General features: G+C 59.4%; 13 protein-coding genes. 7 read left to right on the plus strand and 6 right to left on the minus strand.

Translation table 11 applies throughout. The annotated features are described in order from the left end of the window. Positions 1-5: 5 nt before the first annotated feature. The 3 genes from ABIE33_RS20185 to ABIE33_RS20195 all read right to left on the minus strand — a co-directional run bounded on the left by ABIE33_RS20185 (position 6) and on the right by ABIE33_RS20195 (position 3,801). A complete protein-coding gene (locus tag ABIE33_RS20185) occupies positions 6-788 on the minus strand; it encodes a glycoside hydrolase family 16 protein (RefSeq protein ID WP_429128569.1) in 783 nt (260 codons plus the stop codon). A gap of 2 nt (positions 789-790) precedes the next feature. Further along, positions 791-1,906 (minus strand): acyltransferase family protein, encoded by a 1,116-nt coding sequence (locus ABIE33_RS20190; protein WP_429128572.1) that lies wholly within the window; start codon positions 1,904-1,906, stop codon positions 791-793. Positions 1,907-2,316: 410 nt separating this feature from the next. Continuing rightward, entirely contained in the window at positions 2,317-3,801 is a 1,485-nt protein-coding gene (locus tag ABIE33_RS20195; protein WP_429128574.1) for a lipopolysaccharide biosynthesis protein, read from the minus strand. Between the two features lie 124 nt (positions 3,802-3,925). Here ABIE33_RS20195 and ABIE33_RS20200 point away from each other — a divergent pair, with 124 nt between their 5' ends. After that, on the plus strand, positions 3,926-4,891 hold the full coding sequence (locus ABIE33_RS20200; RefSeq protein WP_429128576.1) for a glycosyltransferase family 2 protein: 966 nt from the start codon (positions 3,926-3,928) through the stop codon (positions 4,889-4,891). Between the two features lie 87 nt (positions 4,892-4,978). Then, positions 4,979-5,929, plus strand: a complete 951-nt coding sequence (locus ABIE33_RS20205) for a polysaccharide pyruvyl transferase family protein (RefSeq protein ID WP_429128578.1) — start codon at positions 4,979-4,981, stop codon at positions 5,927-5,929. 47 nt (positions 5,930-5,976) lie between these two features. Here ABIE33_RS20205 and ABIE33_RS20210 read toward each other — a convergent pair whose 3' ends face one another. Together ABIE33_RS20210 and ABIE33_RS20215 are read right to left on the minus strand one after the other, a co-directional pair. Further along, positions 5,977-6,996, minus strand: coding sequence for a glycosyltransferase family 2 protein (locus ABIE33_RS20210; protein WP_429128581.1), 1,020 nt, complete (start codon positions 6,994-6,996; stop codon positions 5,977-5,979). 152 nt (positions 6,997-7,148) lie between these two features. After that, on the minus strand, positions 7,149-7,433 hold the full coding sequence (locus ABIE33_RS20215) for an exopolysaccharide production repressor protein (RefSeq protein WP_429128584.1): 285 nt from the start codon (positions 7,431-7,433) through the stop codon (positions 7,149-7,151). A 782-nt stretch (positions 7,434-8,215) separates the two neighbouring features. On the opposite strand from ABIE33_RS20215, the gene ABIE33_RS20220 reads away from it, so the two are divergent. The 4 genes from ABIE33_RS20220 to ABIE33_RS20235 all read left to right on the plus strand — a co-directional run bounded on the left by ABIE33_RS20220 (position 8,216) and on the right by ABIE33_RS20235 (position 12,551). Continuing rightward, on the plus strand, positions 8,216-8,896 hold the full coding sequence (locus ABIE33_RS20220; protein WP_429128587.1) for a sugar transferase: 681 nt from the start codon (positions 8,216-8,218) through the stop codon (positions 8,894-8,896). 143 nt (positions 8,897-9,039) lie between these two features. Next, positions 9,040-10,242, plus strand: a complete 1,203-nt coding sequence (locus ABIE33_RS20225; protein ID WP_429128926.1) for a polysaccharide biosynthesis/export family protein — start codon at positions 9,040-9,042, stop codon at positions 10,240-10,242. 9 nt (positions 10,243-10,251) lie between these two features. Beyond that, complete coding sequence (locus tag ABIE33_RS20230; RefSeq protein WP_429128590.1) at positions 10,252-11,535, plus strand: O-antigen ligase family protein; 1,284 nt, start codon at positions 10,252-10,254, stop codon at positions 11,533-11,535. A 14-nt stretch (positions 11,536-11,549) separates the two neighbouring features. Continuing rightward, positions 11,550-12,551 carry an acyltransferase family protein gene (locus tag ABIE33_RS20235; RefSeq protein ID WP_429128928.1) on the plus strand — a complete coding sequence of 334 codons (1,002 nt, stop codon included), beginning with the start codon at positions 11,550-11,552 and terminating at the stop codon, positions 12,549-12,551. A gap of 40 nt (positions 12,552-12,591) precedes the next feature. On the opposite strand, the gene galE is transcribed toward ABIE33_RS20235, so the two are convergent. Then, a complete protein-coding gene (galE, locus tag ABIE33_RS20240; protein ID WP_429128593.1) occupies positions 12,592-13,578 on the minus strand; it encodes a UDP-glucose 4-epimerase GalE in 987 nt (328 codons plus the stop codon). 308 nt (positions 13,579-13,886) lie between these two features. On the opposite strand from galE, the gene ABIE33_RS20245 reads away from it, so the two are divergent. Next, entirely contained in the window at positions 13,887-15,527 is a 1,641-nt protein-coding gene (locus tag ABIE33_RS20245) for a TIGR04028 family ABC transporter substrate-binding protein (RefSeq protein WP_429128596.1), read from the plus strand. Positions 15,528-15,539 lie beyond the last annotated feature (12 nt).

Here is a 15,539-nt window from a genome sequence, read left to right on the forward strand (position 1 = left end):
CGTCCTCAGTTCAATTTGCAGGCGACGGATTCAGCGAACTGGCACTTGTCGGTGGGTGCGGTGAAGGCGATCCGGTCAACCTGCAGCGCTGTCGGTCCCTTGTAGTTAAAGGTACCCATCCAATCGCTAAGCGTGTCGGTGCCCCAAAGGCTGAAGAAGATCTTCTGGGCGTTGCTCGGAATCTTGGCCGGATCGGTCACTTCGTGAACTAGCTCGCCGTTGACGTAGTAGCGGATCCGCTCCTTTTCCCAGACGAATGCGTAGTCGTTGAACCCCTGATTGGCGCCGCCCGGTACGTCTGCGAGCTTCTCGTTGCCGCCCTTGGCGGAGACGTACTGATTGAGCTGAACCTTTGCCGGGTTTTTGCCGAGCACTTCGAAGTCGATCTCGTCATGCGCCTTTTTGTCGGCAGGACCGATATAGGTGAAGAAGGCCGAGTTCAGTCCCGATCCGTCGGCAGCCTTGATGCGGGCTTCGTAGGTCCCATAGCCGAAACGCTTGCGGGTCTGGACTTCGCCGCAGGCATAGTTGCGTTCGCCTGCCTTGCCCTCCTCGAACTTCAGCTCAAGGATGCCGTCAACCACTACCGCCTGTTCTTTCGACCAGGTGCAGTTTTGGTGCGGCCCGTTGTTCCAGCCGTCCGAAACATACCAGTGGCCGGTGTCGAGCGTGTCGAAGTTGTCCAGGAACGACGTGCCGGTGGCACCTTCCTGTGCCATTGCGGAGCCGGCGAGGCCGGTGGCGAGACATGTGAGCAGGGCGAGGCGGTGAGGTCTGATCGATCTCATGGTCAGGTCCTTTGCTGTGGCGAGTAGTCGGAGCGACGGCCTGTATCCGAGCGCGCATTGGCTTGGGAGGAGCCGGTGCGGCTGCCGGTCAGGACGGCGGTGAGGCCCGGTGCCAGGCGCTTGGCGAGCCCATGCGCGGCAACGAGAATGGCGATCGTGATGAACGGGATCGTGAAATAGAACAGGCGGTAGTCGGTGATTTCGGTGCGATTCCAGACCATCCAGAAAAGGATGAGCAGGGGATAATGGGCACAGAAGATCCAGAAGCTGAGGCCACCGGCACGCGCCAGGCGTTCGCCGACCCGGGTGCGCACGAGAAGCGCTGAAACGGCCCAGGACCCGACGATGCCGGAAAGTGCCGTCAGGCTGCGCAGCATATCGACCCAGACTGGGAACTCCGGACCGGTCTGGTAAAGAACGATCGAGAGCGCGACAGCAGCAGCGAGGAAAACGGCGGCGATCGATCGGGCATAGGGATCGAGCAGCTTGGCGTCGATGCGGTGCAGGCTCACATAGATACCGGTGCAGAAGCCGAAGAGGATCGATTTCTTCAGGAAGATGCCGTTCGGCAGCGGCAGCACGGCGAAGGCGAGCAGAACACCGAGCGTTTGCAGCGGATAGCGCTTGATCAGCCAGGCCAGTAATGGCGAAAGCAGGATGCACAGCAGCAGATCGCGCAGAAAGTAGAGCGGTACGTTGATCGGCAGGCCCTCGAGCGCGAAGGCGAGGCTCAGCCATTCGGTCGGCGTGGCATTGACCACATCCGGCAGGTAGCCGAAGCCGATACCCTTCAGCTGTGCGAGATAGACGAGTGCCAGAAACGCGAAGTTCCACAGAAGGAAGGGCAGCAGCACCGTGCGCGCTTTGGTCCGAAACGTCTTTCTATAGTCGAACGTGTCCAGACCCCGCCGGAACAGGAGATAGCCAGAGATCGCGCTGAGGCAGGGAACGCCGACGCGAAACAGGCTGTCGCCTAGAAACACGCGCAGCCAGTCCAGGAACCCATAGGTTCCCAGGAACGGGCTGGTTTGCGGATCATGCGGCACATGTACGAAGACGATGCCCGAGATCAGCACGATGCGCATCAAATTGATCCGCGAGGAAATGTTCGCGTCCATAGCCACGATATCCGTCACTCCTATCTGCCGGCGTCATTTTCGGCGCCGTTTCAACAGAGCAGACTAGAGCCCGCAACGATTAAGCTAGGGCAGGGGCGTGGCTAAAAATATGGCGGTGCAGCAAAAGAATCGATCATGATTTGTTGCAATGCAGCATTCGCCACATTTCGAGTTCACCGCAAATTGATAGCGAATTGACCTCAGTAGTCCTTAAAAGTGCACCGGTTGTCGCATGTTGCGGAACATGATCATATTCTCATGTTCTGAAGTCTGTGATTGAATCCAGCGCCAACGAGCGTCAGCCAAAGTTGTGCAGTTTTTTTTGTTAGCCGTTGTCAATTCGAAGTTTTTAGCCGCTGGCGACGGGAATTGCGGCGAGTGTAAGGCACTATTTCCTTCCCCAACCCCTATCATTCCGCGGGCTCTGGAGCCGTCGCAACCGCACCACGCGCCCGGACCATTTGCCGAAGTTTTACCAGCAATTGCCGCTCCGTCAGCACCATCAAAACGAGATAGATGAAGCCGCCTATAGCAGCCCCGATCAGCACTTGTACGATTGCGTTGGGAACTAAGGAGCCGAACCTCTCAAGGAGAAAGCGCACGGCAAGCGCCATCGCAAAGGCAGCAAACATCGGCCGCGTCGAGACGAAGAAGCCTCTCACGAACGGCATACGGTCGGCCCGGAACACCACCCATGAATATCCGACCAGCGTCACAACGTTGACGATGCACAGCGCGATCATGGCGTCGATCAGCGAGCCGTTGATGGCCCCATAGGCGACCGCACTGGTGGTGATAATTGCCCGGATGACGGCCCACCAGAACAGGACTGCGCCCTGGCCGATACCTTTGAGATAGGGCACGTAAGTGCTGCAGGGGGTCAGGATGCCCTTGGACAATGCCAAAAGACCTAGAACCGGCCAGGCCGCCGCCCATTGGCTGCCGAAAAGGACGAGCATCGCCGGTTCGGCGAGCGCCCACAGTCCGAACATCATTGGAGCAAGCAGCACCGTGGTGACCTGCGTGCTCAGCATCAACGCCTGCGACCGGCGTTCGCGATCCTCGCCCATATGACTGAAGGCGGGGAAAAGCACGCCCATGACAGCTGAAAGAACGATCTGGTTGGGAATGCTGGAGAAGCGGTTGGCGGCGGAATAGGCGCCGGCATCGGAAAGACCGAGATAGCGGGAGATCACTACCATTGGCGACTGGAAGGTAATGAAATTGGCAATCTCGGAGCCCATCATGCCGAGACTGAAGCGGCTCAATGTCCATACGCGTCGAAACGAGAAGACCAGTCTCGGCACGTAGCCGGAGACGGCATAAAGCCCAGCAAGGCGGATTAACGCCGATACGAAGAGTTGGCCCAGAAGCGACCACACGCCGAAACCGGCGAGCGCCATGGCGACGGCGACGAGCGCACCGAGCGTCTCCGAAATCATGCTCCAGGCGGCATCCTTGCTGAAATTCATGCGTCGCGCCAGGAGCGCATAGGCGACATCGCCGCCAAGCTGGAGCGGGATGAGCAGGCTCATGATCTTCAACAGGTAGGCAGCTTCCGGCGCCCCCAGCAGCGTTGCGAGCGGTGCAGCAAAGACAAAAAGGCCAAGCGCCATCAGCATGGAAATCGCCAGATTCGCCCAGAATGCGGAATGGACGAGGTCCATTTCCTCGTCGCGCTGAATGATCAGCGCGGAGGCCAGACCGGCGCCGCCGATCATCGCCAGAAACTGCACGACGGTGAGCGCGACGGCGACCGTTCCGAACTCTTCTGGCGTCAGGATGCGCGCAAGAATAGGCACGGTGACAAATTTCAGCCCGAATGTGCCTGTCTTTGAGAGCACGCTCCAGCCGACGTTACGGGTGACGGATTTGGCATTGACGGTTGAGGGCATGGCGAACATCCCGTGAGTCCTTTGAAAGGATGAGTGACAAAGGACAGGCGATAGATATACGGCCGCGACCCGGTGGGAGGTGACCACGCAAGACTCTTCTTAGAGAAACCGCAGGGGCGAAAAGATGGCAAAGCTGACGATTATTATTCCTTACTACCAGAAGGAGCCGGGCATCCTTCGGCGGGCGCTTTCGTCCGTCTTCGCCCAGAGTTTCCAGGACTTCCATGTTTTGGTCGTCGACGATCAATCTCCTTATCCGATCGATGAGGAACTGGCGCCGCTCAGCGAAGGCATGCGCGAGCGCATCACTGTTGTGCGCCAATCCAATCAGGGGCCAGGCGGCGCACGCAACACCGGGCTCGACCATGTTCCTGACGATTCGGAGTTCGTGGCTTTTCTCGATTCCGACGACGTCTGGACGCCGGATCACCTGAAAAATGCCTATCAAGGCCTGACGCGATTCGGTGCCGATTGTTATTGGGCGTCGATAACGGGTGGCGATGCATTCTACTACCATTTCGGCGTCGCCGATCTCCTGAAGAGCGATACCTGCATCCGGCTGCAGGAGAGCCCGCTGGTGGTGGAAATTCCCGATCTTTCCAACGTCATGCTGAGGAATTGGAGCTTTCTGCACCTTTCCTGCATGGTGATCGGGCGCTCGCTGTTTGAGACCATCCGCTTCGACGCCGCACTCCGGCTGGCAGCCGAGGACGTGCTGTTCTTCTGCGATTGCGTGTTGTCGGCGCGACGCGTGGTGCTTTGCGATGCCGCCGGTGCGGAACGCGGCGAGGGCATCAACATCTTTCATTCGATCGACAACGATTCGCCGGAGTTTCTGCAGCAGCAGTTCAATACCTTCGTGGCACTTGAAACGCTTGAGGGCCGGTTTTCGCGCCGGCCGCAGGAAGTTGCCTCGATCCGCTCCTACCAGCATACGGCCCGCCGCCAGGCATTGTGGAGCCAGGCACGGCGCCTGCGTCGCAAGAAGGCGCCACAGTTCGGGCTGCTCGCACGCTGGGTGTGGCGGGACCCGAAATTGCTGCAAAGCGCGCTTGAACTGGCCGTCGGCAAACTAGCACCGCAACGCTGATCGCGAAGACAGCATCCCTCGGGAGGGACAAAGACCCGCCGCTTGCGGCGCCGGACACACATTTTTATTTGAGAGAAGGGACCGCTTATGAAGCCCTATTACTGGGAATCACATCACGGAAATTTTGGAGACGACCTCAATCTTTGGCTCTGGGATTTCCTCTTGCCTGGTTTCCGCGACAGCCATGACGACATTCTGCTCGTCGGCGTCGGTACGGTGCTCAATCGAGCGTTATTGCCCGACGGCATGCGAAAATTGGTGCTTGGCAGCGGCTTTGGCTACGGCACGCTTCCGGATATGCGCGATACTGCGGAATGGGACATTCGCAGTGTGCGCGGCCCGCTGACAGCCGAAAAGGTCGGTATCGAGCCCGAACGCGGCATTATCGACCCGGCCGTGATGGTCGCCGAGATGCCGGAGTTCCAGAACTTGCCCAAGATCCATAAGCGCAGCTTCGTGCCCCATTGGGAGAGTGCGATTGCCGGTATGTGGCCGACGACCTGCGGCACTGTCGGCCTGCACTACATCGACCCGCGCGGAGAGGCCGGAGCCGTAATCCGGGAGATCGCGCAATCCGAGCTGATCGTGGCGGAATCCATGCATGGTGCGATCCTGGCGGACGCCTTTCGCGTACCGTGGGTTGCGGTCTCGACGTCGAACAGCATCAACAGTTTCAAATGGAACGATTGGGCTCGGACGGTCGGTGTGACCTACCGCCCTCGGCATGTGCCGGTTTCAAGCCGGGCTGAAGCGATGATCAAGGGCACGCGGTTCTGGGGAATGGGTTTTGATATCGCCGAGAGCTATGGTGAAGACCCGAACCGGCGGCAGATCGACGGAGATCTGGTCGTTGGAGCGACCCAGCCAAGGCAGACTTTCCTGCGTGGAGCGGCCAAGCAGCTTCTGGCGGCGCCGTCGACGCTGGCATTGTGGCAGGCAAGCAGAGCGCAACCGCAATTGAGCGAAGACCGCGTCCTTGCAGAACGCAAGGCACGATTCCGCGACGTTCTTGATAACGTCCGTCGCGACTATCTCTAACGGCCAAAATCAAACGGCGCCCGGAGCGGGCGCCGTTTGACCTATCGTTAGCTCAACTCAGCGGAGGCTGGCAGCAGATAGCGCAGCCGCCCCGAGCCACCGAGTTCCACAGGGGCGTCCGGCTTGCTTGACCTCATACGTTCGGTCTTATCGGCAAAGATCCCACCGGCGACCGCCGGAACGGCCCCCGGTTTGCCGAGCAGGTAGGTGACGGCGGCGATCGGGCCGCCCTTGCGTTTCAGGTCGAGAAAACGCCGATGCTCGTAGCGCCCTCGGATATGGCGTTCATGCCGGCGGATCACGGCCGTCGCTTCTGCACTCAATTGATTGTCGGCGAGAATGGCCCGGTCTGCCTCATAAAGGCGCTTTAGGTCTTCGGTGCGGTGACTGCCGCTTAGCGAATTGCCACGCACGATCGCCGCATAGCCACAGCTGTGGATGATCTTGTAGCGTGCACCCTTGGCAAGCGCCCGCAGATAGAGGTCGTAGTCTTCACCGAGGCGTAGGGTCTCGTTGTAGGCGAGTTGATGCTTGGAGAGAAACTCACGCCGCATGAGGGGTTTGAGAAAACCGATCTCGCCACGTCTGACACCACGGCGCGAGATATTACCTTCGACGAAGCCGGCGAGATCGAGAAGGCGTGGCTCAGGCTGGAAACGGTCCACGTCGGCGGCGGCACTGGCAGCAGCCGTCTCGTCCATGAAGGCGATGTTGTCGGCAACAAAATCCCAATCCGGTACGCTCAGAAGCTGGGCGAGCCTGCCGGGCAGAAAGAAATCGTCGGCATCGAGGATGGCGAGGATGGGTGAGCGGCTGATCGAGATCGCGTGGTTTCGCGCTGCAGCCGGCCCTCTGTTTTTCTCAAAGCGCACGATGTTCAATCGTCCGGTGTCATCGGCAACGGACAGGGCCGCCGATGCTGTCGTGTCGGTCGAGCCGTCGTCGATGACGATGACCTCGGCAGTCTCCGGTTCGGCCAGAGCCGAAGCGACAGCCCTTGCGATCGTTTCGGCGGCATTTTTTGCGGCGATGATGACACAGACGTCCATCGTTGCAGCTGCGGTCATTGTGGCCTCCAGCGTTACGTCGGGCATGGCCGGCATTGGTTTTACTCGCCGGCGCGCTGCACGATGCAACGGGATCATGTCGCAACCGCGTCAAAACGTTGACATTTTTGTTTTTCGCATCGCGGCCGGCGAGGGGAATTCCCCATCGTGCCCTACGGGTTGAAGTGTCCCGGCCTGTTCAGGCGCCCTGTCGAAACCTTACCCGCCTGCTTTTCATCGGTCGTTGCGCGTGCGTTCTCGGCCGCCCGCCTGTCGCGTTCGCGGGCCTTCTTCCAGACGAGAAAGACGACAGCCAAGAAATAGCCGACCTGCATCAGGACGGCGCAGATCAAGGTTTGAATAAGGGTCGAGGTAAGCGAACCGTTCAGCAGATAGGTGACGATGGCAAAGACCGTCAAAGCGCCAATCATGCTCGCAAAGACGCGTGGTGCGAACATCGCGCTACCTTGCCTTCGGGTCTGTTCTTGGAGTCTCCATCGGAGCTAAAGCCCTTCCCACCACAGAGTTTCAATATATTGGCGGTTATCCATCGGTTCAACCGACAATAACCGCAGATGCAATATAAGCCGCTATAGCCCCTAAAATGTTTATGTCGCCTTTAGAACAGGCCGCTGCCGATCAAATTCCGTTGATTGTGCGCTGGGGAGCGGACCCAGGGAATCGGTTTGAACCCGACGTTATTTGAGTTGGGCAGACCTGAACGGCGCGCGATATGCCGTCCTATATTCCACCCTCTGTGGGTTTCGCCTTGTTTCGTTCGTCTCGAGGTTGGCCTGCGATCGGCTTTCATTATCAACTTTTGTTACAAGATTCGCGTTTGTGAACGTTTTGTGCGTGCAGTGCAAAAGAATGGTGCGCTGCAAAATTCGTCGGCGAATTTGACGGATCTCAAATTACAGCAGCGGAAAATATTCTGGCCCAAGTGGAAAGCAAACATCCTTGGCTGAAGGTATGGTCGATTTCTTCATGAGTAATTTTCGATTATCCGGAAACTACATTGAGATCGACTGGAAGCCACTTGGTTAGCTATGAATAGATGATCTTCGTTCACAAAGAAATATTACATATTCGAAATCGATGATATACGTTCGCGGGCGGCGGGGACGGCGGCGGTCATCATTTCGCCTTTAAAAAGCAAAATCTAACCATACACTCATTCTTGGATACGAGTGCGCCCCAAGGGGACCGACCAATCGCCAACGTAAATGGAGTCTTCTCTATGAAGTCTGCGACTCGATCGGCCAATTCGCCGTTTTTCAGTACCGCAGAGTCGGGAGCATATCGTCCGGTAGGAGGAATTTCGAAGCGTGGCTTCGATATCTTTACCGCTTCGCTGGCTCTCGTCTTTCTCAGTCCGCTCTTCCTGCTCTTGATGATGCTCGTCAAGTTTTCCGACGGCGGTTCCGTTTTTTACGGTCACCGTCGTATCGGCCATAACGGCCGCTCATTCCGCTGCCTGAAGTTCCGCACGATGCGGGCGGACGGGGATCGGCTCTTGCAGGAATATCTCCGCAACAATCCGGCCGCCTACGAGGAATGGCGTGCAACACGCAAGCTGCAGGACGACCCGCGGGTCACCGTTGTCGGCAGCGTTCTGCGCAAACTCAGCCTCGACGAACTGCCGCAGCTGATCAACATCATCCGTGGTGAGATGAGTATCGTCGGGCCACGCCCTGTCGTCGAAGACGAACTTGAACTCTACGATGCTGCAGCCGTCTTTTATCTGCAGTCCCGCCCGGGCCTGACGGGCCTTTGGCAGATCAGCGGCAGGAATGACGTTTCCTATGCCACGCGCGTCGCCTTTGACACGCATTATGTCCAGAACTGGTCGCTGATCCGCGACTTCTCCATCGTCGTCAAGACGATCCCCGCAGTCTGCTTTTCTCGCGGCAGCTACTGACGAACGCTGCGCCACGGAGCCTGACGACCTCAGTCGTCGGACGCCGGCGCGCGACCAGCAACCGGGAAACTGTAATGAAACATCAAATTGCCAACGGGAGATCGCGTATCTCCCTCCGAAAGCCGTATTCTCTGAAGGTCGCCATGCTGGCGGCCATAACTGTGTTCGGCACATTGCCTGTCCATGCCGATGAGTACCATCTCGGCGTCATGGACAGGTTGAAGATCCGGGTTGCCGAGTGGCAAACGGCCGAAGGCGCGGTGCGCGACTGGTCGGTGGTGAGCGGCGAATATACCGTCGGTGCCTCCGGTATGGTCTCTATCCCCTTCATCGGCGACCTGCCGGCGGCCGGCAAGACGACAAACGAGATGAGCGAGGCGATCGGCGTCAAGATGCAGACGCTGTTCGGCCTGCGGGACCGGCCTTCGGCTTCCGTCGAACTCGCCCAGTATCGTCCGGTCTATCTTTCAGGCGAGATCCAGAAGCCCGGTGAATATCCCTATGCGCCGAACCTGACGGTCCTCAAGGCCGTCAGCCTTGGCGGCGGGTTGAGACGTTCGGAGAGCGGACAGCGCTTCGCACGCGACTACATCAACGCACGCGGTGATTCGAGCGTACAGGTCTCCGAGCGCAACCGGTTGCTGATCCGGCGCGCGCGGCTGCAGGCGGAGATCGCCGGCAAGGAGAAGATCGAACTGCCGAAAGAATTGAAGGACGTGGCTGACGTTGCCGGCTTGCTTGAGAGCGAGACTGCATTGATGGTTTCGCGCGACAAAAGGCAGAAGCGCCAGCTGGCGTCGTTGGCGGACCTCAAGTCTCTGCTCGAAAGCGAAATCCAGGCGTTGGCGAAAAAGTCCGAAACGCAGAACCGTCAATTGGACCTGGTGATCGAGGACCGGGACAAGATTGAGGGGCTTGCCGAAAAGGGGTTGGCGCTGAGTGCGCGCAAGCTTGCGCTGGAACAGCGCGTGGCGGAGCTGCAGTCAGCCGTCCTCGATATCGACACGGCGTCTCTGAAGGCAAAGCAGGATGTCAGCAAGGCAACCCAGGACGATACCAACCTGCGCAACGACTGGGACGCCCAGCTTGCCCAGGACCTGCAAAACACCGAAGCCGAGCTCGACACTCTGGCGATCAAGCTTGGCACCAGTCGCGACCTCATGACCGAGGCGCTGCTGCAATCGGCTGAGGCGGCGCAGACCAAGGACAACATGTCGGACGCTGTGATCAGCTATTCGATCGTGCGTGAAAAGGACGGCAAGGCGTTGCAGATTGCGGCCGACGAGAACACACCGGTTCTGCCGGGGGACGTGATCAAGGTCGAAGCCAACCTGGCGATGCGCTAAGGGAACGCGATGAGGATTTCTAAGGCGAGCCTCGTTTCTCCTGGTACAAACCAGGCCTACGGCACGTTTGCGCTGGCGATATCGTTCTTCGTCTTTGCCTATTCCTCGCGGTTCGGGCAGGCGTCGATCCTTGTCTACTATGCACTGTGGCTGCCGCTGGTGCTCGTCGACTATCGAAGTGTGCTCGGCAATTACGGCAAATACATCTGGATCCTCGCCTTTGCCGTCTTTGCCTGCCTGTCCGTCTTCTGGTCGGCCGCGCCCGGGATGACGGCAAGGACGGGGATTCAGTATCTCTCCCATGTCGTTTGCGCCTTGATCGCCATGCGCACGATCGACATCCGCACGCTCGTGCGTGGCGCGCTTGCGGGCGTCGGTATCGTGCTCACCTATTCGCTGCTGTTCGGCGTCTACCATCTCGATCCGCTGGACGGAACTTTTAGCTTCGTCGGTGCCTTTGCGTCGAAGAACCAGCTCGGCTTTTACGCTTCTCTCGGGATCTACTTCGCCTTCATCGCACCGGTCGCACTTAGGGAACGCGGGCTTTGGCTCGGCGCTGCGGGGGCCGTCGGGCTGATATCCGCCTATTCGCTGTTTGCCTCGCAATCGGCGACGTCGGTCCTGACCGCCGTCGCCATCATTGGCTGCTGGCTCGGCATGCGCGCCGTCGGCATGCTGTCGCCCGGCCATCGCAAGGGACTGTTCTTGGGTGCAGTCGTCGTCGGCGGCGTCACCGCTCTTGCCGCGGTCTATGGCGGCGGCGTCGATTTCGTTCTCGGCCTTTTTGGCAAGGATTCCACGCTGACCGGGCGAACCTATCTCTGGCAGCAGGGGATACAGGCCGCACTCTCCTCGCCGGTCGTCGGGGTGGGCTACCAGGCCTATTGGGTCCAGGGTTTCTCTGAACCCGAGCGTCTCTGGGAGGAGTTCTTCATCGCGACCCGCTCGGGGTTCCATTTTCACAACACATTCATCGAGGCGATGGTGGAGACCGGAGCGATCGGGCTGGTGCTCCTTTGTGCTGTACTTCTGGTCACTGTCTTCGGTCATATCAAACGGTTGCTGACCTATGACCATCACACCGAGTCCTCGGTGCTCTTCGGCGCGGCCATGTTGCTTTTCATGCGGGCGTTTGTCGAAATCGACATCATGAATCCCTATCACGTCGGCTCCTTCCTGCTCTACTTCGCAGCCGGAAAACTGACGATCAGGCAAGGCCGGCGCATCGTCAGCGAGCGCCGCCTCGCAGAGGGCAGAGTGTTGGCGAGCCACCATCCGCAGTTGAGGTTCTGATGGCGCCTACGCCGATGAGAACCATCCACGGCATCCAGTATCTGCGTGCACTTGCGGCGCTGGGGGTGGTGCTCTTTCACGCAGCCGAACGGACAGGCCATCACTTCGCGATCGGCGCCGCCGGTGTCGACGTCTTCTTTGTCATCAGCGGCTTCATCATGTGGGTGATCAGCGACCGTCGCCCGACCGCGCCGCTGGCATTCCTCAAAGAGCGACTGCGCCGGATTGCGCCGATCTATTGGCTCGCCACCCTGGTGATGATCGGGGGCGGCGTTGCCGGCCTCTTCCCAAACCTCGTGCTGACGCTCGGGCATATCCTGGCGTCCCTGATGTTCATCCCGGTGCGCTCGCCCAGCAGCGGCGAGATCTGGCCGGTGCTGGTGCAAGGCTGGACGCTCAACTTCGAAATGTTCTTCTACGTCGTCTTCGCGGCCTCGTTGATGCTGCCAAGGGACCGCCGGCTGCCGGTGATGGCGGCGCTGTTTGTGTCGCTGGTGTTGCTCGGTCTCACGATCGATACGGAAAACGCGCTGTTTTTGACCTATACGCGCCCTGTCATCCTGGAATTTGTCGCCGGGATGATTGTCGCCGAATTCTGGCTGCGGGGCCGGATCGCCGGGCCAGGCTTAGGCTTCGTCCTCGTCCTCGGCGCATTCACCGGATTTGCAGCACTTGCCCTGCTGCGCCTGCCGTTTGACGAAAGGATTCTTGGTCCGCTGGCGGTCATGCTTGTCGTCGGAACTCTTGCGCTTGAAGCCGGCGGTTGGTTTCAGAAATGGGCACTGCCGACCCTGCTCGGCGATGGGTCCTATTCCATCTACCTCTGGCACACCTTTGCCATATCGGTCGTCGTTAAGGCTGCCGCGATCATCGGCCTGGGTCCAGTGCTGACGCTGCTCTGCGCTCTGGCCGCCGGCACGCTTGCCGGTATTGCGGCCTATCTCCTGATCGAGCGTCCGCTCATTCGACGCACCCACTCCAGATTGCCTCTGAACCGGGTACGCCAGGCATCCTAGTCATCTAAGCCAGGGATGCGGTCAGCCAAGGTGGCGGGCATCAGCCGCCCTGATTGCGGCGGGAATGCCAGTTCCAGGCCGTGCGCGTGATCGCTGCCAGGTCATATTGCGGCTCCCAACCGAGCACTTCGCGGGCCTTGTCGTTGTTGGCGACGAGCGTGGTCGAATCTCCCTCGCGGCGATCGACATAGTCGATACCGAAGCTGCGGCCAGAGACATCGGTAATGGCGTTCAACAGTTCCTTCACCGTCGTGCCGGTACCCGTGCCGAGATTGAGCTCGACGCTGGCGCCGCCTTCAAGCAGGTATTCGACGGCGCGCACATGGGCGTCAGCAAGGTCGAGGACGTGGATATAATCGCGCACGCATGTGCCGTCACGGGTGTCGTAGTCCGTGCCGAAGACTTTGAAGCCGTCGCGGCGACCGAGGGCGGCATCGATTGCCAGCGGGATCGCATGGGTCTCGGGCTCATGCCACTCGCCGATCCGTCCCTCCGGGTCGGCCCCGGCAGCGTTGAAATAGCGCAGGATGACCGAGCGCAAGCCCTTGTACTGCCCATAGTCCTTCAATGCCTGCTCGCATACCCACTTCGTGCGGCCATAGGGGTTGATCGGCGCCTGGCGGTGCTGTTCGTCGATCGGTACGCTTTCCGGCAGACCGTAGGTGGCGCAGGTCGACGAAAACACGAAGGCTTCGATGCCGGCGGAAAGTGCTGCCGACAGCAGGGTCAAGGTCCCGATGACGTTGTTATCGTAGAACGAGACCGGATCCTTGACGGATTCCCCGACCTCGATCATCGCTGCGAAATGCAGGATCGCCCGCGGTTTGTGGCGCGCAAGCACCTCATCGAGCCGCTGCCGGTCCCGGATATCACCCTTTTCCAGAACACCCCATTTGACGAACTCCTCATGGCCGTTCGACAGATTGTCGTAGACCACGGGTTCGAACCCCTTGGACGCGAGCTGAAGGCAAGTGTGCGAGCCGATATAGCCGGCGCCGCCGACGACAAGAACCTTGTTATTTGTCATGAATATCTCAATCTCGGGCTTGGAAGGAATTGGCAAAGTTTTCAATGAATATTGGCCAAATTGTCAATGGCTCGTGACGCGTTTCGCGCGCGATAGTCTGCTCTCTTTCGACGCCCTGATCCGCATGCCGCTTGATCCCAGAAAAAGAAGGCAAGGAAGCGGCCCGGGAGAAATATCTCCAGCGGCGCGGAGACGGAGATGCTTCTTTCCCTTCGGTCGAAACATATAGCATATTAATTTACTAGATTTAGTTGATAAGCCTGCGCTTGGTCGTACGATAGCCTTCAGACATCTAAAGGAAGGCTCCGATGACGACCAAACTGAAACGGCTTGCGCTGACGCTGGCGACACTGACCGCCTTCAGCTTTTTCCTGCCAGGCGCTTATGCAGAGGGCGCGGGTGACCCGGTCAAGGGCGGCACGCTGATCTATCTCGAGCAGCAGGCCCATACCAATCTCTACCCGCCGGCCGGCGGATTTTACCCGAATGGGGGCATCCTCAACCAGATCACCGACAAGCTGACCTACCAGAACCCAAAGACGCTCGAAGTCGAGCCTTGGATCGCCGAATCCTGGACGGTCAACGCTGATGCGACCGAGTACACCTTCAAGATCCGTCCGGGTGTCACCTTCTCCGACGGCACTCCGCTTGATGCCACGGCCGTTGCGAAGAATTACGACGTGTTCGGGCTCGGTAAAAAAGAGCTGAAGCAGCCGGTCTCAGAGGTCATCAACAACTACGAACGCAGCGAAGTGATCGATCCGCTGACAGTCAAATTCTACTTCAAGAAACCATCGCCAGGCTTCTTGCAGGGCACGTCGGTGATCGGCTCCGGTCTCGTCGCTGCAAGCACGCTGGCGCTACCCTTCGAACAATTGGGTGATGCCACCAAGATCATCGGCTCGGGGCCTTTCGTCGTAGACAGCGAGACGATCGGCAAGGAGCTGAACCTGAAGGCGCGCGAGGAATACGCCTGGGGTCCGGCAAAGCTGGGGCATCAGGGCAGGGCCTATCTCGACGGTATCAAATACATCATCACCGGCGAAGACAGCGTGCGGATCGGCGCTCTGCTTGCCGGCCAGGCCGATTTCATCCGGCAGGTCCAGGCCTATGACGAAAAGCAGGTCGAGGCACAGGATTACCAGATCTACGCGCCCTCGACACGCGGGGTGAACAACAGCGTCGTCTTCCGGCCCGACAATCCGCTCGTCGCCGACGTCAGGGTCCGCAAGGCGCTGCTGCATGCAACCGATGCCAAGGAAATCGTCACGACGCTGTTTTCCGCAAACTACCCGCAGGCGACGTCCATTATCGCATCGACCGCGCTCGGCTACCGCGATATCTCCGCAAAGCTGTCCTTCGATCCGGAAAAGGCCAAAACCCTGCTCGAGGAAGCCGGCTGGACGGTCGGCGCCAACGGCCTGCGCCAGAAGGACGGCAAGGAACTGGTCTTGACCGCCTATGAATCGCTGCCGCAGCCGCAGAACAAGGAAACCTTGCAGCTCGTGGCACAGCAATGGGGCAAGCTCGGCGTCAAGCTGACCGTGCTTGCCGGCGACAGCGGCAGCCGGATCGTCGACGATCTCGACCCGCTGAAGACGCCGGTTTCGCCGGCCATGGTCGGCCGCGCCGATCCTGACGTGATCAAGAGCCAATACTACCCGAAGAACCGCGACGTCCTTCGCCAGAAGGGCGGGCAGAGCGACAAGGTTCAGAGCTTCGCCGATGACAAGCTGAACGGCCTGCTTGAGGCGCTCACCTCGGAGCCGGATCGCGAGAAGCGGCTGGCGATTGCCGGCGAGGTTCAGGACTACGTCGTCGACCAGGCCTATGCGATCCCGATCTTCGAGGAGCCGCAAGCCTTTGCGGGGGCTCCCTATGTCCAGGGCATTGCGTTCGAGGCGGTCGGACGCCCCAGCTTTTACAGCACCTGGCTTGCTGAACACTGATCCCGGCCAACC

Source organism: Ensifer sp. 4252, from assembly GCF_050434565.1.
Taxonomy (GTDB): domain Bacteria; phylum Pseudomonadota; class Alphaproteobacteria; order Rhizobiales; family Rhizobiaceae; genus Ensifer.